At 64.2% G+C, this 15,614-nt stretch carries 20 protein-coding genes; 15 read left to right on the forward strand and 5 right to left on the reverse strand.

Annotated features, from left to right (window positions below):
- Positions 1-2: 2 nt before the first annotated feature.
- Together GGD66_RS34635 and GGD66_RS34640 are read left to right on the forward strand one after the other, a co-directional pair.
- Positions 3-782: a GyrI-like domain-containing protein gene (locus tag GGD66_RS34635; RefSeq protein WP_183261151.1), complete on the forward strand. Its 780-nt coding sequence runs from the start codon at positions 3-5 to the stop codon at positions 780-782.
- Positions 783-787: 5 nt separating this feature from the next.
- On the forward strand, positions 788-1,504 hold the full coding sequence (locus tag GGD66_RS34640) for an SIMPL domain-containing protein (protein ID WP_183261153.1): 717 nt from the start codon (positions 788-790) through the stop codon (positions 1,502-1,504).
- Between the two features lie 213 nt (positions 1,505-1,717).
- On the opposite strand, the gene GGD66_RS34645 is transcribed toward GGD66_RS34640, so the two are convergent.
- Complete coding sequence (locus GGD66_RS34645; protein ID WP_312014217.1) at positions 1,718-2,128, reverse strand: hypothetical protein; 411 nt, start codon at positions 2,126-2,128, stop codon at positions 1,718-1,720.
- Between the two features lie 177 nt (positions 2,129-2,305).
- Positions 2,306-3,370, reverse strand: coding sequence for an MBL fold metallo-hydrolase (locus GGD66_RS34650; protein WP_018318899.1), 1,065 nt, complete (start codon positions 3,368-3,370; stop codon positions 2,306-2,308).
- A gap of 458 nt (positions 3,371-3,828) precedes the next feature.
- Here GGD66_RS34650 and ffh point away from each other — a divergent pair, with 458 nt between their 5' ends.
- The 7 genes from ffh (at position 3,829) to GGD66_RS34685 (ending at position 9,670) form a co-directional block, all read left to right on the forward strand.
- A complete protein-coding gene (gene ffh, locus GGD66_RS34655) occupies positions 3,829-5,376 on the forward strand; it encodes a signal recognition particle protein (protein ID WP_152102107.1) in 1,548 nt (515 codons plus the stop codon).
- An 86-nt stretch (positions 5,377-5,462) separates the two neighbouring features.
- Positions 5,463-5,795 carry a 30S ribosomal protein S16 gene (gene rpsP, locus GGD66_RS34660; RefSeq protein WP_008133080.1) on the forward strand — a complete coding sequence of 111 codons (333 nt, stop codon included), beginning with the start codon at positions 5,463-5,465 and terminating at the stop codon, positions 5,793-5,795.
- A 9-nt stretch (positions 5,796-5,804) separates the two neighbouring features.
- Positions 5,805-6,350 carry a ribosome maturation factor RimM gene (gene rimM / locus GGD66_RS34665; protein ID WP_183261155.1) on the forward strand — a complete coding sequence of 182 codons (546 nt, stop codon included), beginning with the start codon at positions 5,805-5,807 and terminating at the stop codon, positions 6,348-6,350.
- A gap of 34 nt (positions 6,351-6,384) precedes the next feature.
- Positions 6,385-7,140, forward strand: a complete 756-nt coding sequence (gene trmD / locus GGD66_RS34670; RefSeq protein ID WP_183261265.1) for a tRNA (guanosine(37)-N1)-methyltransferase TrmD — start codon at positions 6,385-6,387, stop codon at positions 7,138-7,140.
- Between the two features lie 110 nt (positions 7,141-7,250).
- Complete coding sequence (gene rplS, locus GGD66_RS34675) at positions 7,251-7,631, forward strand: 50S ribosomal protein L19 (protein ID WP_018318903.1); 381 nt, start codon at positions 7,251-7,253, stop codon at positions 7,629-7,631.
- Positions 7,632-7,959: 328 nt separating this feature from the next.
- Positions 7,960-9,366: a 3-isopropylmalate dehydratase large subunit gene (leuC, locus tag GGD66_RS34680; RefSeq protein ID WP_092261448.1), complete on the forward strand. Its 1,407-nt coding sequence runs from the start codon at positions 7,960-7,962 to the stop codon at positions 9,364-9,366.
- Between the two features lie 94 nt (positions 9,367-9,460).
- The gene (locus GGD66_RS34685; protein ID WP_018318906.1) at positions 9,461-9,670 is read left to right on the forward strand and encodes a hypothetical protein; all 210 of its coding nucleotides are present in this window, start codon (positions 9,461-9,463) and stop codon (positions 9,668-9,670) included.
- 114 nt (positions 9,671-9,784) lie between these two features.
- Here the strand turns inward: GGD66_RS34685 and GGD66_RS34690 are convergent, their stop codons facing one another.
- The gene (locus tag GGD66_RS34690) at positions 9,785-10,321 is read right to left on the reverse strand and encodes a hypothetical protein (RefSeq protein ID WP_183261157.1); all 537 of its coding nucleotides are present in this window, start codon (positions 10,319-10,321) and stop codon (positions 9,785-9,787) included.
- 178 nt (positions 10,322-10,499) lie between these two features.
- Here GGD66_RS34690 and GGD66_RS34695 point away from each other — a divergent pair, with 178 nt between their 5' ends.
- Positions 10,500-10,799, forward strand: a complete 300-nt coding sequence (locus GGD66_RS34695) for a DUF1330 domain-containing protein (RefSeq protein ID WP_018318908.1) — start codon at positions 10,500-10,502, stop codon at positions 10,797-10,799.
- A 4-nt stretch (positions 10,800-10,803) separates the two neighbouring features.
- Here the strand turns inward: GGD66_RS34695 and GGD66_RS34700 are convergent, their stop codons facing one another.
- A complete protein-coding gene (locus GGD66_RS34700) occupies positions 10,804-11,064 on the reverse strand; it encodes a hypothetical protein (RefSeq protein ID WP_177237394.1) in 261 nt (86 codons plus the stop codon).
- Between the two features lie 17 nt (positions 11,065-11,081).
- Positions 11,082-11,357, reverse strand: a complete 276-nt coding sequence (locus GGD66_RS34705) for a hypothetical protein (protein ID WP_177237400.1) — start codon at positions 11,355-11,357, stop codon at positions 11,082-11,084.
- 252 nt (positions 11,358-11,609) lie between these two features.
- Here GGD66_RS34705 and GGD66_RS34710 point away from each other — a divergent pair, with 252 nt between their 5' ends.
- From GGD66_RS34710 to GGD66_RS34730, 5 genes are all read left to right on the forward strand, one after another.
- Complete coding sequence (locus GGD66_RS34710; protein ID WP_018318911.1) at positions 11,610-12,008, forward strand: metallopeptidase family protein; 399 nt, start codon at positions 11,610-11,612, stop codon at positions 12,006-12,008.
- A 303-nt stretch (positions 12,009-12,311) separates the two neighbouring features.
- Positions 12,312-12,917, forward strand: coding sequence for a 3-isopropylmalate dehydratase small subunit (gene leuD, locus GGD66_RS34715; RefSeq protein WP_092261454.1), 606 nt, complete (start codon positions 12,312-12,314; stop codon positions 12,915-12,917).
- A gap of 77 nt (positions 12,918-12,994) precedes the next feature.
- Positions 12,995-13,780: a hypothetical protein gene (locus tag GGD66_RS34720; RefSeq protein ID WP_183261160.1), complete on the forward strand. Its 786-nt coding sequence runs from the start codon at positions 12,995-12,997 to the stop codon at positions 13,778-13,780.
- 228 nt (positions 13,781-14,008) lie between these two features.
- Entirely contained in the window at positions 14,009-14,428 is a 420-nt protein-coding gene (locus GGD66_RS34725) for a hypothetical protein (protein WP_183261161.1), read from the forward strand.
- 336 nt (positions 14,429-14,764) lie between these two features.
- Positions 14,765-15,613: a Crp/Fnr family transcriptional regulator gene (locus tag GGD66_RS34730; RefSeq protein ID WP_246789143.1), complete on the forward strand. Its 849-nt coding sequence runs from the start codon at positions 14,765-14,767 to the stop codon at positions 15,611-15,613.
- Position 15,614 lies beyond the last annotated feature (1 nt).

Raw genomic sequence — 15,614 nt, forward strand, 5'->3', positions numbered from 1 at the left:
AAATGATCAGGTTTCGTCGTCTTGCTCTGGCCGCGCTGATCCCGGCAGCGGCCTTGTCGCTTGGCCTGCCTGAGGTTCTGGCGCAAACCCCGAGCCCGGCACCGGCGGCCTCGGCAAGTCCCTCGCCGGCCCCATCGGCTTCTCCCACCCCGGCCGCGAGCGCCTCGCCGGCCCCTGTGGCGACGGCCTCACCCGCGCCGTCGCCTGCCGCCAGCGCGTCGCCGGCCCCGACAACGTCGCCCTCGCCCGCAGCCAGTGCCTCACCCAGCCCAACGGCCCCGCCACCGGCGGCGGCCGCAACACCTGCCCCGGTGCAGACCGCCGATCCGTTCGGCCTGGAGACCACGCTCGAGGCCAAGAAGGTCGTGATGGTCAAGGGCACTGCCAATTGGGACTCGGCCTTCGACACGCTGATCGACGCCTTCAAGGCACTGAACACGCTCCTGGACAAGCAGGGCATCAAGCCATCAGGCAATGCGATGATCGTCTACACCTCGACGGACGATACCGGCTTCACCTTCCTTGCCGAGATCCCGGTCGAGCAGGATCCCAAGAACCTCGCCAAGGACATGAGCATCGGCAAGTCGCCGGAAGGCAAGGTGCTGAAATTCGTCCATCGCGGCTCCTACGACAACATGGACAACACCTATGAGGCGATCACCAACCACCTCGACGACAAGAGGCTGGAAGCCAAGGATACCTTCATCGAGGAATACCTCACCGATCCGCTGAAGACGGCAGAGGACAAGCTCGTGATCAACGTTTTCGTGCCGCTGAAGTGAGACCAATGAAAAAGACTGCCATACTTGCTACGTCCCTTGCCGCCGTTTTCGCCGCCACGCTGCTGACAACGCCCGCGCTTGCCGATGATTTTCCATCCGCCATTACGGTGAGCGGCGAAGCCAACATTTCCGCGGCGCCCGATCTGGCGCAGATCGACGCCGGCGTCGCCAACGACGCCAAGACGGCGAAGGAAGCGTCCGATGCCAACAACGCCGCGATGGGCAAGGTGCTGCTGGCGTTGAAGGGCGCCGGCATTGCCGAGAAGGATTACCAGACCTCGCGGCTGTCGCTGCAGCCGCAATACGGCCAGAACAAATCCACCGGCGCATCCCCGGTGGTCGGCTTCCGCGCTTCGAACCGCGTCACCGTGAAAATTCGCGACGTGACCAAGGTCGCCGGCATCATCGACACGCTGGTCAGCGCCGGCGCCAACGACATCGGCAACATCTCCTTCGAGGTGACGCAGGCCTCAAAACTGCTCGACGACGCGCGCGAGCAGGCGATCGTGGACGCCCGCCGCAAGGCGGAGATCTACGCCAAGGCCACCGGCGTGACGCTGGGCGCGCCGCTCAGCGTCACCGAGGGCGGCGGCCCGGTGCCGCTGTTCAAGGGGCGGATGGCTGCCGAACCGATGGCCAGAGCATCCGCTGCCGTCGCGCCGGGCGAAGAAACGCTGTCGGTGACGGTGAATGTGAGCTGGGCGATCAAGCAGGGGCAGTAGTCCCGTTCCTAAGAGGCACGTCGCCGCAACACCAATGGTGCAGTCCCTGCGAACGCGTTCGCAGGGACTTATCATGCATGCCCGTTAAGGGAGGTTCGCGGCGAGTCTTTCCGTTGATGAATCGGCCCATCGCCCAAGTTGCTGTATCCAGTATGTCGCTGAGCGAGGCGACCGATCAAACGTCCGGCGGCAGTGGATAGCATTGTTGCCTGATCAATCATTCACGCTGATATCAGTAAAAAGGAAACCCGCCGGCGTCTTGGTAAAGACGAAGATGAGCTCGCCGCAGAAGACGAAGTAACTGTCGTTCTTATAATCGTCGCGATCGTAGACGGCCTTGCCGCGCTGGATACACGCGCGATTTTTCGCCGTGAACGAGGTCCGATAGGTCTTGGCGCCAAATTGCGCGGCGTCGCGAATTGCGTTGTCGTTCATGAACGGCAGTCGTGTCATACCGGCGACGGCGACGGAATCGTTTGCCTTCAGCGCCGCGCGAAACTTCTCGATGAAGCCATCGAATTCCTTCTGCAAGGCAGGAGAAGCGACGGCGTTCTTCGCCCGGGCGACGGCTGGAGCAAGGTTCACAAGAGCGGTTGCGAGCACAATTCTCAGCAAAAATCCCACAGGCCGGCTCCATCCATCGATCAATCAAGGTCTTCCGACCAAAAGAAATCCATGGCGTTTTGTTGCGTCATGGGCTTTCTGGTTCAACCGCGGCAGAGCCATACGCAATTGTCGCTATAGGAGCAAAGCGGACATTGCTGTCGTCGCATCACGCCGCCGGGTTTATGGGTACACGACCTAAATCTCCACCACCTGCCCCGGCTGCATCGCCACGAAGCGCTCCTGCGGAAGCTTCGCAGCATCCAGCGCCTCGACCAGCGCCTTGGCCGGCGCGTCGATCGCCTCATCCGTGAGCTGGAACGTACCGTGATGATGCCCGAGCGCGGCCTCGGCGCCGCAATCGCGTAGCGCCTTCACCGCGTCCTCCGGATTCATATGCTGGTCGCGCATGAACCAGCGCGGCTCGTAGGCGCCGATGGGGAGGATCGCCAGACGCAGCTTGCCGTGCTTCTCGGCGACGCGGCGGAAATGCCGGCCATCGCCATAGCCGGAATCGCAGACGACGTAGATTTTCCCCCCAGGCGTCTCCAGCACAAAACTCGCCCATAGCGCCTTGTTGCGATCGAACATGCCGCGCGCCGTCCAATGCCGGGTCGGCACCAAATGCACGGCGATGCCCCCGCCGAGCTCGACGCGGTCGTGCCAGTCGAAGGCTTCCACCTTGATCGTGGAATCCCAGCTGCGCATCGTCACGTCGTTGCCGAGAGGGGTGACCACGCGCGGGGCAAAATTCTTGGTGAGCCGCGACAGCGTCGCGATGTCGAGATGATCGTAATGGCCGTGCGAGACCAGCACGACGTCGATCTTCGGCAGCTTCTCGAAGGCGATGCCGGGATCGTTGTGCCGCTTCGGCCCGGCCCAGGCGACCGGCGAGACCCGCGTCGACCAGACGGGGTCGACCAGGATGTTGAGGCCGCCGGTCTGGATCAGCCAGCTGGCATGCCCGACGAAGGAGAGCCGCACCTTGTCGCCGTCGACGCGGGCTGGCGGCGTGTCGGCATGGGGGCTGGGCGCCCAGTCGGGCCAGGTGGCGCGCTGCCGCTTGCCGCCGAGCTGCCAGCGCAGCACCTCCCGAAGCGATTTCGGCGGCGCGCCGTCCGGATCGAAGAAGTTCAGACCGTCGAAATGGTCGGAGGCGGGACCGTCATAGGTTTTCATGCGGGACATCCAGAGGGACGGGACACCGACCAGGGCGCCGGCCCCGGCAAGCAGTCCGAACAGGCGGCGGCGGGTGATCGGCACAGCGGGCTTCAGGAAATGGTGGCGGAGGTAAGTCATCACCTTCTATATGGGCGGGGCAAAAGGAAAAGGAACCGGCAGTCGAAAGCGACATATTTTCAGTACGTTACCTTGATAGAGACATTCCGGCCCCCCAACTTTCCTTGACTTTTGGGCGGGAGCGGCGTTTAACCCCGCCACTTTCTCGGAAAGGCTTTCTTTTCGACCCGCCGACTGGTCCTCAAGGCCAGAGGTCAACGCCCGACAGCGCTGTGCGCCCTCGGGCGTAAAGGTGTTTGGAAGATCGCTTGCCCAAGGAGGTGGTCATCGCCCGACTTGATCGGGCGATCCAGTATCCCAGAGGCGGCTCGGCTGGAACCGAGGTGCCGCGGCGTACTGGATGCCCCGGTCAAGCCGGGGCATGACAGCAGTGAATAACGGAGCGCTCCTCCCGTCAGGAGGACAGCAACAGGACAACGGCATTGTTCGACAATCTGTCGGAACGGCTTGGCGGAATTCTCGATCGTCTGACGGGGCGCGGTGCGCTGACCGAAAAGGACGTCGATGCCGCGATGCGCGAGGTGCGCCGCGCGCTGCTGGAGGCCGACGTCGCGCTGGAAGTGGTGCGCAGCTTCACCGAGCGCGTGCGCGAGCAGGCGATCGGCGCCACCGTCGTCAAGTCGGTCACCCCCGGCCAGATGGTGGTCAAGATCGTCCATGACGAGCTGATCAACACGCTCGGCGCCGAAAGCCAGACCATCGACGTCAACTCCGTGCCGCCGGTGCCGATCATGATGGTCGGTCTGCAGGGCTCGGGTAAGACGACCACCACCGCAAAGCTCGCCCGCCGCCTGGTCCAGCGCGACAAGCGCAAGGTGCTGATGGCCTCGCTCGACGTCTATCGTCCGGCGGCGATGGAGCAGCTGGCCGTGCTCGGCCGCGACCTCGACATTCCGACCCTGCCGATCGTGGCGGGACAGCAGCCGCCGCAGATTGCCAAGCGCGCGCTGGAAGCCGGCAAGCTCGGCGGCTACGACATCGTGCTGCTCGACACCGCCGGCCGCACCACGCTCGACGAAGATATGATGGCGGAAGCAGCCGCGATCAAAGCCGCGGCCAATCCGCACGAAGTGCTGCTGGTCGCCGACAGCCTCACCGGTCAGGACGCCGTAAATCTCGCGCGCGCGTTCGATCAGCGCGTCGGCCTCACCGGCATCGTGCTGACCCGTGTCGACGGCGACGGCCGCGGCGGTGCTGCGCTGTCGATGCGCGCGGTCACCGGCAAGCCGATCAAGCTGATCGGCACCGGTGAAAAGACCGACGCGCTGGAAGACTTCCATCCCGACCGTATCGCCGGCCGCATCCTCGGCATGGGCGACGTGGTGTCGCTGGTCGAGCGCGCCGCCGCCAATATCGACGCCGAGAAGGCCGCGCGCACCGCCGAGCGCATGCGCAAGGGTCAGTTCGACCTCAACGACATGCGCGAGCAACTGCTGCAGATGGCCAACATGGGCGGCATCAGCGGCCTGATGGGCATGATGCCCGGTATCGCCAAGATGAAGAACCAGATCGCGGCCGCGGGGATCGACGACAAGATCCTGAAGCGCCAGGTCGCGGTGATCGATTCCATGACGCGCGACGAGCGCCGTCATCCCGATTTGCTCAAGGCCAGCCGCAAGAAGCGTATCGCTGCAGGGTCCGGCCAGAGCGTCGAGCAGGTCAACAAGCTGCTCAAGATGCACCGGAACATGGCCGACGTGATGAAGGCGATGGGCTCGGGCAAGCGCGGCCCGCTCGCCGGCATCGCGCAGGCCATGGGCTTTGGCGGCGGCATGAAGCCGCCCTCGCCGGAAGAGATGAAGGCGCTGCAGGAAAAGATGCAGAGCGGCGGCGGACAGGGCTTGCCCAATTTGCCGAAGGATCTGCCGGCCGGCTTGCGGCAGGGCCTGCCGAATGTGCCGGGCCTCACGGGCCTCAGCGGCAAGCCGATGCTGCCGGGCCTCGGCGGTTTTCCCGGCAAGAAGAAATGAGGAATTCGTCGCACGGGATCGATAAGCGTCCCGCGCAACGCGGAATACCAATCAACCGAACAAACCGTACTTTGAAGGAGAACTGAATGTCCGTCGTTATCCGCCTCGCTCGCGCAGGCACCAAGAAGCGTCCCGTCTATCACGTCGTCGTCGCCGACTCGCGCTTCCCGCGCGATGGTCGCTTCATCGAGCGTCTCGGCTATTTCAACCCGCTGCTGCCGAAGGACAACGAGACCCGTCTGAAGCTCGACATGGACAAGGTGAAGGCCTGGCTCGCCAAGGGCGCGCAGCCGTCCGATCGCGTGGCGCGTTTCCTCGACGCTGCCGGCGTCAAGAAGCGCGAAGCGCGCAACAACCCCGAGAAGGCCGTGCCGCGCAAGGAGCGCAAGGCGCAGGCGGAAGCCGCCGCGAAGGGCTAAGGCTAGATCATGTCGGCGCTGGTCTGCGTCGCGCGGATCGGCGCCGCGCATGGTGTGCGCGGTGCGGTCAAATTGTGGACCTTCACCGAGGATCCCTTTGCCGTCAGGCGCTACGGTCCGCTTGTGTCCAAGGACGGCAAGCGCCAGTTCGAGGTCGCAACGGCGCGCGAGGCCAAGGATCATCTGGTCGCGACGTTCAAGGGCGTCACGACCCGCGATGAGGCCGAGCGCCTCAACGGCATCGAGCTCTACGTCGCGCGCGAAAAACTGCCCGCGACCGATGCGGACGAATATTACCACGCCGATCTGATCGGGCTCGCCGCCGTCACCACGGAGGGCGACGCGCTCGGCCGCGTGCTCGCGATCCACAATTTCGGCGCCGGCGACATCATCGAAATCGCGCCCCCAAAAGGCACGACGATGCTGCTGCCGTTCACGAATGCAGTGGTGCCGGAGGTCGATCTCGAAGGCGGCCGCGTCGTGATCGCGCTGCCGCAGGAGATCGAGGGCGACGACGCTCCCTCGGCGGGTCCCCGCGAACGCGGGGACCCATAACCACGGGCCGTGGTTTTTGGCTAAGCTGATTGCGATGGCAAACCCCTCACCCTGGCGCGCGACGGTGCTGACGCTGTTTCCGGAGATGTTTCCGGGGCCGCTCGGCGTGAGCCTTGCCGGCCGGGCGCTGGCCTCGGGGCTCTGGGAGATTGAGGCGCGGGACATCAGGGCGTCCGCCACCGACCGCCATCGCAGCGTCGACGACACCCCGGCCGGTGGCGGGCCGGGCATGGTGCTGCGGGCGGATGTTCTGGCGGCAGCCATCGATGCCGCCGAGATCGCCCCCGAGCGGCCGCGCCTGCTGATGAGCCCGCGCGGTCGGCCATTGACCCAGGCCCGGGTTGCCGAACTCGCCGGGGGCACCGGCCCCCTGATCGTCTGCGGGCGGTTCGAGGGGATCGACCAGCGGGTGATCGACGGGCGGGGCCTGGAGGAGGTCTCGATCGGGGATTACGTGCTGTCCGGGGGCGAAATCGCAGCTTTAGCCCTGATCGATGCCTGCGTCCGGCTGCTGCCGGGCGTGATGGGCAAGGAGGCCTCGGGAACTGAAGAAAGCTTCTCCGATGGCCTTTTAGAGTACCCCCAATACACCCGTCCGCAGCTGTTCGAGGGGGCCCCGATCCCGGAGATCCTGACCTCCGGCGACCATGCCAAGGTGGCCAGCTGGCGGCGGGCGCAATCCGAGGCCCTGACGGCGGCCCGGCGGCCCGATTTATGGGCCCAGATCCCACCCAAGCCGGCGAATCGGGCCGGTCGCCAAAAAACGCCAAAAAACAAGACAGACGGGTGACAAACGCTCCGGCTTGCCTTATAGGAGCGGCCAAATCCGCAATGGCTGGATAGACGAATTTTGCGCAGCCCCCCGTTTCCAGGGCTGGGCGCGCCGATGGAGATTTACCCATGAACCTGATCAAGCAGCTCGAGCAAGAGCAATTCGACAAGCTGTCCGCCGGCAAGGACATCCCGGAATTCGGTCCCGGCGACACCGTGATCGTCAACGTGAAGGTGGTCGAAGGCGACCGTACCCGCGTGCAGGCCTATGAAGGCGTCTGCATCGGCCGTTCCGGCGGTGGCCTCAACGAGAGCTTCACCGTCCGCAAGATCTCCTACGGCGAGGGCGTGGAGCGCGTGTTCCCGGTGATGTCGCCGATGATCGACTCGATCAAGGTGGTGCGTCGCGGCAAGGTGCGTCGCGCCAAGCTCTATTACCTCCGCAACCTTCGCGGCAAGTCGGCCCGCATCGTCGAGAAGCAGGATCGCCAGACCGCGGTCGGCGAGTAAGCTCCGCCCCACCAGGCAAGTTTTCGAAAGCGCGGAGCTCGGCTCCGCGCTTTTTTGTTGCGTCAGCCGTGCGCGTCAAACCACTCGCGCTTCCAATTCGGCCTGCTATATATTCTTGGAATGTTTCCAGATCCGACTAGCCTCGCCCCCGTCAAGCGCATCGTCATCGACGATCGCTCGCGGCTGCCTGGCCGGTTCTTCGGACGCTTCGCGACCTCGGCAACGTCAGAGCTTACGCGCGCAGCCTAAAAGCTGCGCTGACGATTTTGTTGCCGGCGCGCCGCGCGCGCCTATCCGCTGACACAGCATTCTTTCGGAGCTCAAGCTCATGTCCAAGCCGACCACATTGTACGACAAGATCTGGAACGACCATCTGGTGCACGAAGCCGAGGACGGCACCTGCCTGCTCTATATCGACCGCCACCTGGTGCACGAGGTGACCTCGCCGCAGGCGTTCGAAGGCCTGCGCGCGACGGGGCGCAAGGTTCACGCGCCGGAAAAGACGCTCGCCGTCGTCGACCACAACGTGCCGACCACCGATCGCACCAAGCCGAATCCCGATCCTGAAAGCATCGAGCAGATCAAGGCGCTGGCCGAGAACGCCAAGGAATTCGGCATCGAATATTACAACGAGTTCGACAAGCGCCAGGGCGTCGTCCACGTCATCGGCCCCGAGCAGGGTTTTACCCTGCCCGGCACCACCATCGTCTGCGGTGACAGCCACACCTCGACGCATGGCGCGTTCGGCGCGCTCGCGCACGGCATCGGCACGAGCGAGGTCGAGCACGTTCTGGCGACGCAGACGCTGATCCAGAAGAAGGCCAAGAACATGCGCGTCACCGTCGACGGCAAATTGCCTGACGGCGTGACGGGCAAGGACATCATCCTCGCCATCATCGGCGAGATCGGCACCGCGGGCGGCACCGGCTACGTGCTGGAATACGCCGGCGACGCCATCAGCGCGCTCAGCATGGAAGGCCGCATGACGGTCTGCAACATGTCGATCGAAGGCGGCGCGCGCGCCGGCCTCGTTGCACCCGACCAGAAGGCGTTCGACTTCCTGCGCGGCCGCCCCAAAGCCCCGAAGGGCGCCGACTGGGACGCGGCGATGCGCTACTGGGAAAAACTGCGCTCCGACGAGGGCGCGCATTTCGACAACGAACTGCGCCTCGATGCGGCCAAGCTGCCGCCGATCGTGACCTGGGGCACCAGCCCTGAAGATGTCATCTCGGTGACCGGCATCGTGCCCGATCCCGACCAGATTGCGGACGAGGCCAAGCGCCTCTCCAAGCATCGTGCGCTCAAGTACATGGGCCTGACCGCGGGTACGAAGATCACCGACATCAAGGTCGACCGCATCTTCATCGGCTCCTGCACCAACGGCCGCATCGAAGATCTGCGCGCTGCTGCGAAGATCGCCGAAGGCAAGACCGTTTCGGCGCATGTCAACGCCATGGTCGTGCCGGGCTCCGGCATCGTCAAGGAGCAGGCGGAAGCCGAGGGTCTCGACAAGATCTTCATCAAGGCCGGCTTCGAATGGCGCGAGCCGGGCTGCTCGATGTGCCTCGCGATGAACCCGGACAAGCTGGCTCCGGAAGAGCGTTGCGCCTCGACCTCGAACCGCAATTTCGAGGGCCGCCAGGGCTTCAAGGGCCGCACCCATCTGGTGTCGCCGGCGATGGCGGCAGCGGCGGCGATCGCGGGTCACTTCGTCGACGTCAGGGACTGGCGCTAAGCCACTGCCTGCAATTGTAGCGATCGCGGCAAACAGCCGTTAAACGATCGCCTGACACTCTCGTCCTCGCGAGGTTTTCGCGAGGACGCGCGCCATGGCCAACAAGCCCGAATATGTCGACCTGATCAGCGAGGCCACGCGCCAGCACCGCCGGCGCGCGCCGCGCTTGCACATCGTCGCCAAGCCCGAGGTCGAGGAGACCTCGAAGCTCAGCCGCTGGCCGCCCGCGATGTTCAAGCAGTGGAAGCTCGATAATCTGATGCGGTGGAAAGCTTCGTCGTGGAAGCTGAAGGATTGGCTGTAACAGCATTCGTCATGCCCGGGCTTGTCCCGGGCATCCACGAACTTTGCTCGAGCCAAAGAACGTGGATGGCCGGGACAAGCCCGGCCATGACGCGTGCGGAACTAGCAACTCACATCACCAATACCGATACGGATGGTGCCAGCGATGCCAGCGGCAGATGCGGCGCGGGCCGTAATAGGTCCAGATGACCCGGCAGCGGCGCGGATAGTGGTAGTAGGGATAGTAGCCGCCGACATAATAGCGCCGGTGGAAGTGGCGATGGCCGAAATGGGGACGATAGCCCCAGTGGCGGTGATAGCCGCCATAATGACGGAATCCGCCGTAGCGAATGCCGCCGCCGTGGAAGGCCGGCCCGGCGCGGAACCCGCCGCCATGAAAGCCGCCGCCGCGGAAGCCGCCGAAATGTCCGCCGCTACCGCGGAAGCCACCGCCGCCGTGAAAATGTCCGCCACCACCATGCCCACCGCCGCCGTGCCGGACCTGCGTGACGAGGTCGTCGGCCGCAGCTTTCGTCGCAGGTGACGTCGCCGGATTGATCAAGGTGAGCGCTTCAGCACGATGCGCGCTCCCGGCCGACAGCATCAGCGTCGCCGCAGCCGCAATCCCGAGTAGGCGCATCGGGCCTGCCCGGAGACCCAAACTCCTCAGCATGGACTTCTCCCTGAATCTGGACAGCGGAGCAGCGTTGCTCGTTCCCGGCCCGCGTCATCCCTGTTCAATTGCAGTCGCTCGCGGGGTTAAATTGCTAACAGCGATGTGAACGCGCCATGAATGAACGAGGCGGGCGCCTCGCTGCGGCGCTGTGCCGCTACGGGAAGGAAGTCTTGAGATGACCGTCTACGCGATTGCACAATTGAAGATGACCGACCGCGCAGCCTACGATCGCTATCAGGCGCGATTCTTCGATGTGTTCAAGAAGTACAATGGGCGCCTGCTCGCTGCCGATGAGCGACCGCGCGTGCTCGAAGGGGCGTGGCCGCACGACAAGCTGGTCATGATGTCGTTTCCGGACGAGGCCGCCTTCCTCGCCTTCTCGAACTCACCCGACTACGAGGAGATTTCGCGCGACCGCAAGGCGGGCGCGCAGGCGACCGTGTTACTGGTCAAGGGATTTGCGCCCGCCGGCTAGGACGTCACCAGAACGGCCCGTAGCCGAACACGAAGGGCGCGGGCACGCCGTAGGGATAAGGACGGTAGTGGACCGGCCGCGCGTAATAGCGGGGATCATGGCGCACGACGGGCCGCGCAATATGTTGGGTCCGCGCGGGTCGCCGCACATCGAAAACCGCGATCCCGGCCGAGGCCTCCGGCACCGTCGTCCTTGGCGCCGCGGACGCGCCGGGCAGGCCGACGGCAAGCGCGATGGCGACGGCCAATGCAAACCATCTCGCCATGACGATCCCTTGGGGCATCAGCCGGGGCGCCAGTAGCAGCTCATGCGCGGCACGATCACCGTGCCGCTGGGCCGGAATTCCTGCACATAGGTCGCGTTGCATTCGCGGACCGCATTGGGACCCGGATTGTAGCGCGGATAGACGCCGTCAGGGCTGTAATAGGGCGTGACTCGCAAACGCGGCGGTCGCTTGCGTGGCGGCGGGGCATCAGGCGGGGCTGCCTGGGCGAGGCGAATCTCGGAGCCGGCGGTCTGCGCCTCGGCGCCAACGCAAAACGGCGAAAACAACCCCATGCACAGTAGCGTCAGCGCTGTTTTCGCTCGCATTTTTCCGCCCACCTGAAACGTCCTGTTCGAGGCCCACGCTCCCCGTTTTGGCGGCGCCCGTCAACCTCGCCGCGCTTTATAAAGCGGGATGCATCAGCGGGAAACCCGCGCTGGAGCCCGTTTCAATGGAATTGAAACCGGCTCCAGATTCTTACTTTGACGCGTTTTCTTCACGCGAACCGGTATCCACTTCGCTCGAAAACGCTTTAGAACAACCCCATGTGGACGGAATTGAAAGCGCCCTCGCTGGCCGAGATGGAAGCGACGGCACACGAGATCTTCGAGCGCCTGCCGGCGGAATTTCGTAGCCTGTGCGAGGGCGTGATCCTCCGCGTCGACGACTTCCCGACCGAGGAGGTCCTGGACGAGATGGAATGCGAGAGCGAGTTCGACCTGCTCGGCCTGTTCCAGGGCGTCGGCCTGCCGCAGCAGAGCCTTGGCGATGTAGCGCGGCTGCCCAACATGGTCTGGCTCTACCGCCGGCCGATCCTGGATTACTGGGCCGAGCACGACGAGAGCCTTGGCCATATCGTCCGCCACGTCCTGATCCACGAGATCGGCCACCATTTTGGCCTGTCGGACGACGATATGGCGGCGATTGAGGCTAAGGCGGAGTAGGAAGCGCCGGCGTGAGATGAGCCCCCTCCCCCGCTTGCGGGCCGCGACGAGCTTCCCTCGCGCTGAGAGGGTTGGGGAGAGGGTCTCTCCGCAGCGGGACAGTCCCCTAGAGGCGAGAGCCCCCACCCGCCGCGCTTCGCGCGTCGACCTCCCCCGCAAGCGGGAGAGGTGAAATCCCGACGCCGTGCCAGTCCAGCCTCAAACTCCGCAAGCGGGCGAGGTAAGGCAGATCTGCCCAAATCGGCCTAGGATTCCCGCTCTAATCGCGATAAATAGCGGCTCCCTGAACCAGAAAGCGCAACAATGGACAAGTTCACCACGCTGGAAGGCGTCGCGGCGCCGCTGAAGATCATCAATGTCGACACCGACATGATCATTCCGAAGCAGTACCTCAAGACCATCAAGCGCACCGGCCTTGGCAAGGGACTCTTCTCCGAGCAGCGCTACAAGGATGACGGCAGCGAGAATCCGGACTTCGTCCTCAACCAGTCCGCCTATCGCAATGCCAAGGTGCTGGTCGCCGGCGACAATTTCGGCTGCGGATCGAGCCGCGAGCATGCGCCCTGGGCGCTGCTCGACTTCGGCATCCGCTGCGTGATCTCGACCTCGTTCGGCGACATCTTCTACAACAACTGCTTCAAGAACGGCATTCTGCCGATCCGCGTCAGCCAGGAGGACCTCGACAAGCTGTTCGACGATGCCGAGCGCGGCGCCAACGCGACGCTGACGATCGACCTGCCGAACCAGGAGATCCGCGGCCCCGACGGCGGCAAGGTCAAGTTCGAGATCGATCCGTTCCGCAAGCACTGCCTGATCAACGGCCTCGACGACATCGGCCTGACGATGGAGAAGAAGTCCTCGATCGACACCTATGAGGACAAGCTCAAGCGCGAACGCGCCTGGGCCTGATCGTAGGATTTCATTCGAGCCCCGGTGCTGTCAGCGCCGGGGCTTTTTCTTTGTCCTGAATATTATAGCTTCCGCGCATGCTGCCCGACATCGTCACCTTCTGGCACGGCCCGATGGACACCCTGCGCCAGACCTGTCTGCGCTCGCAGCTGGCGGCCGGCCACAAGGTCACGGTCTACAGCTTCGACACCATTCCCGGCCTGCCCGCCGGCGTCGCCAACGCGGACGCCGAAGCGATCCTGCCGCACGCGTTCTCGGAACGCTTGCGGCCACCGCAACCCGATGGAAGCTGGCGCGACTGGACCACGCTGCAGTTCAGCGATTTCTTCCGCATGAAGCTGATGGCGAAGAATCTCGGCCTCTGGCTCGACGCCGATGTGCTGCTCTTGAAGCCGGTCGAGATCGATCCGGCAAAACCTTACTTCGCCTGGGAGCGGCCACGCCAGCTCGGCAATTCCGTGATCTACCTGCCGCCCGGGCACGGCATCGTTGCCGCCTTCGAGGAGCTGATGGAGCAGGAGGAGCTGACGCCGAACTGGCTGTCGGTCCGCCATCGTATCACGTTCATGATGCGCCGCCTGCGCGGCGGCTCAAGCCGCCTCTCCGATATCCGCGTCGCGATCTTCGGCCCCGCGGCACTCACCGCGCTCGCGCGCCGCACCGGTGAGTTGCAAAACGCGCTGCCGAAGCAATCGTTCTATGCCGTGCATGCGGAACCAAAACTGTTCTTCGATCCCTCGAGCTATCTCGGCCTCGTCACCAACCCCGAGATCATCGGCCTCCACATCTCGCCCAAGGGGCGCGGCGGCGAAAAGCCGATTCCGGGCAGCCTGTACGCCTGGGCGGCGGAGCGGTTTTCGTAGCTCTCTCGCGTGTCCCGGACGCGGTGCAGCGTGCAACGCTGCCCCGCAGAGCCGGGACCCAGCTACCTGTGGGCCCCGGCTCTGCAACGCACCGCTGAAGAAGCGCTGCGCCGCGTCCGGGACACGAGAGCAATTTTCCCCGCTCGAATCCAGTTTGATCCAGCGCAACGCGCTTCTGCATCATTGTGCTTAATTCGCTCCAATTCCGCTGTCCGAAGGGAGCTTTCCATGAGCACCGCAAGCAGGCCATATCCCATCGTCCAGGACCTCATCGACTCCTTTGCGAGCTGGCTGAAGCATCGCCGCGAGATGAACGAGATGCGGCAGCTCGATCGCGCCGATTTCGACCGGATCGCGAGCGATCTGCGGATCGCGCCTGACGATCTCGAGGAACTGGTCCGCCACGGCAAGCATTCTGCCGACGAGCTGCCAATGATGCTGCAGCAACTCGGCATCAGCGCCGAAGGGCTAGGCCGCGCGCAGCCGCTGCTGCTCCGCGACATGGAGCGGGTCTGCTCGCTCTGCAATAACAAGGGACAATGCGACCGCGATCTGGCCGACGGCACTGCCGCGGAGAACTATCACGGCTACTGCGGCAACGCCGCGACGCTGGAATCGCTCTATCGCGCCGATGTCGCGCCGCGGTGAGCGGCGCAGAAGATTCGCTCGCCGCACACTCATCAATCCCTACCTTGGATCGGCGCAAGGATGTCTGCTGTGCCGCTGATAGCGGGGTATGGCAGGTCTCCCCAGAGATCCGCGCCGGGTCAAGGTTAAACTCGCGCGCTGCCGCAACCAGCACTGGTCGATCAGCACGTGGTGCACCTCGCCGAGCGGCAAAAGATCGCGAATAGTATGATGTATGCAAGATTCCGTTTGCGCGAGGAGGATGCCGGCAAGGCCACCGCAATTATCCGTGCTTGATCTCGACGAATGGCTCTGTTTGGATAGTTTCGCTTCGGGCAATTCGTATTTCGGATAATCATGGCAAATGAAGTAGATCCATCCCGTCGTTCATTGGGTGCTCGTTCACAAGAAAGCATCGTGACCGTCCACCGCGCGGGCATCGGGAATCGGCTGCTGGCGGCGTTGCCGCCGGCGGATCTCGGCTTGCTCACGCCCTACTTCCAGAAGGTCTCGTTCGAACCTGATGCCGTCCTGGTGCGGTCGGGCGATGAGCTCGACCCGGTTTATTTTCCCCATAGCGGCGCAATCGCCTTCATGCTCGATATGCCGGACGGGCAAACGGTCGCAACCACCTTGATGGGACGGGAAGGCGCTTTGGCCTCGTTCTCCGTGCTCGGCCCGTCGCTTTCATCCGTGACCGCGGTTACTCGCATAGCCGGCACAGCATCGCTGATTTCCGCCGCCAAATTTCGCGCCGCCTTTGCGCAAAGCACAGCCATCAGGAACGTCGTGCAGGTCCACGCCCGCGCGGTGTTATTGCAGCTCCAGCACGTAGCCGCTTGCAACGCGCTGCACCGGGTGGATGGCCGCATGGCGCGGTGGCTCCTGCAGCTTCACGACCGCGTGCCCGATGACCGGCTTCCGGTGACGCAGGAGGCGCTTGCGCAACTGCTTGGGGTGCGACGGACGACAGTAACCCTGACGATGAGCAAGCTACGCGAGGCCGGCGCGGTCCCGTCCGACGGGCGCGGGTTTGTAGAGATCGATCGGGCGCGGCTCGAGAAGGTCGCATGCGATTGTTATAGGCTCATGCAGCGCAACATCGATCGGATGTATTGCGAGGAATTGGCCGCGCCGTCCTCTGCTCTTGGCGAACAGAAGATGGCGGTTTGTCGCGGAAAAGCGGGTATCGCTTATTCGAGTTGAC

The sequence above is a fragment of the Bradyrhizobium sp. CIR48 genome, from assembly GCF_014198315.1.
Taxonomy (GTDB): domain Bacteria; phylum Pseudomonadota; class Alphaproteobacteria; order Rhizobiales; family Xanthobacteraceae; genus Bradyrhizobium.

What these genes read in the sequence shown, in the direction of transcription:
- GGD66_RS34635 (WP_183261151.1), top strand. Translation starts at nt 3, where the DNA reads ATGATCAGGTTTCGTCGTCTTGCTCTGGCCGCGCTGATCCCGGCAGCG.
- GGD66_RS34640 (WP_183261153.1), top strand. Translation starts at nt 788, where the DNA reads ATGAAAAAGACTGCCATACTTGCTACGTCCCTTGCCGCCGTTTTCGCC.
- rpsP (WP_008133080.1), top strand. Translation starts at nt 5,463, where the DNA reads ATGTCCGTCGTTATCCGCCTCGCTCGCGCAGGCACCAAGAAGCGTCCC.
- rimM (WP_183261155.1), top strand. Translation starts at nt 5,805, where the DNA reads ATGTCGGCGCTGGTCTGCGTCGCGCGGATCGGCGCCGCGCATGGTGTG.
- trmD (WP_183261265.1), top strand. Translation starts at nt 6,385, where the DNA reads ATGGCAAACCCCTCACCCTGGCGCGCGACGGTGCTGACGCTGTTTCCG.
- rplS (WP_018318903.1), top strand. Translation starts at nt 7,251, where the DNA reads ATGAACCTGATCAAGCAGCTCGAGCAAGAGCAATTCGACAAGCTGTCC.
- leuC (WP_092261448.1), top strand. Translation starts at nt 7,960, where the DNA reads ATGTCCAAGCCGACCACATTGTACGACAAGATCTGGAACGACCATCTG.
- GGD66_RS34685 (WP_018318906.1), top strand. Translation starts at nt 9,461, where the DNA reads ATGGCCAACAAGCCCGAATATGTCGACCTGATCAGCGAGGCCACGCGC.
- GGD66_RS34690 (WP_183261157.1), bottom strand. Translation starts at nt 10,321, where the DNA reads ATGCTGAGGAGTTTGGGTCTCCGGGCAGGCCCGATGCGCCTACTCGGG.
- GGD66_RS34695 (WP_018318908.1), top strand. Translation starts at nt 10,500, where the DNA reads ATGACCGTCTACGCGATTGCACAATTGAAGATGACCGACCGCGCAGCC.
- GGD66_RS34700 (WP_177237394.1), bottom strand. Translation starts at nt 11,064, where the DNA reads ATGGCGAGATGGTTTGCATTGGCCGTCGCCATCGCGCTTGCCGTCGGC.
- GGD66_RS34705 (WP_177237400.1), bottom strand. Translation starts at nt 11,357, where the DNA reads ATGGGGTTGTTTTCGCCGTTTTGCGTTGGCGCCGAGGCGCAGACCGCC.
- GGD66_RS34710 (WP_018318911.1), top strand. Translation starts at nt 11,610, where the DNA reads ATGTGGACGGAATTGAAAGCGCCCTCGCTGGCCGAGATGGAAGCGACG.
- leuD (WP_092261454.1), top strand. Translation starts at nt 12,312, where the DNA reads ATGGACAAGTTCACCACGCTGGAAGGCGTCGCGGCGCCGCTGAAGATC.
- GGD66_RS34720 (WP_183261160.1), top strand. Translation starts at nt 12,995, where the DNA reads ATGCTGCCCGACATCGTCACCTTCTGGCACGGCCCGATGGACACCCTG.
- GGD66_RS34725 (WP_183261161.1), top strand. Translation starts at nt 14,009, where the DNA reads ATGAGCACCGCAAGCAGGCCATATCCCATCGTCCAGGACCTCATCGAC.
- GGD66_RS34730 (WP_246789143.1), top strand. Translation starts at nt 14,765, where the DNA reads ATGGCAAATGAAGTAGATCCATCCCGTCGTTCATTGGGTGCTCGTTCA.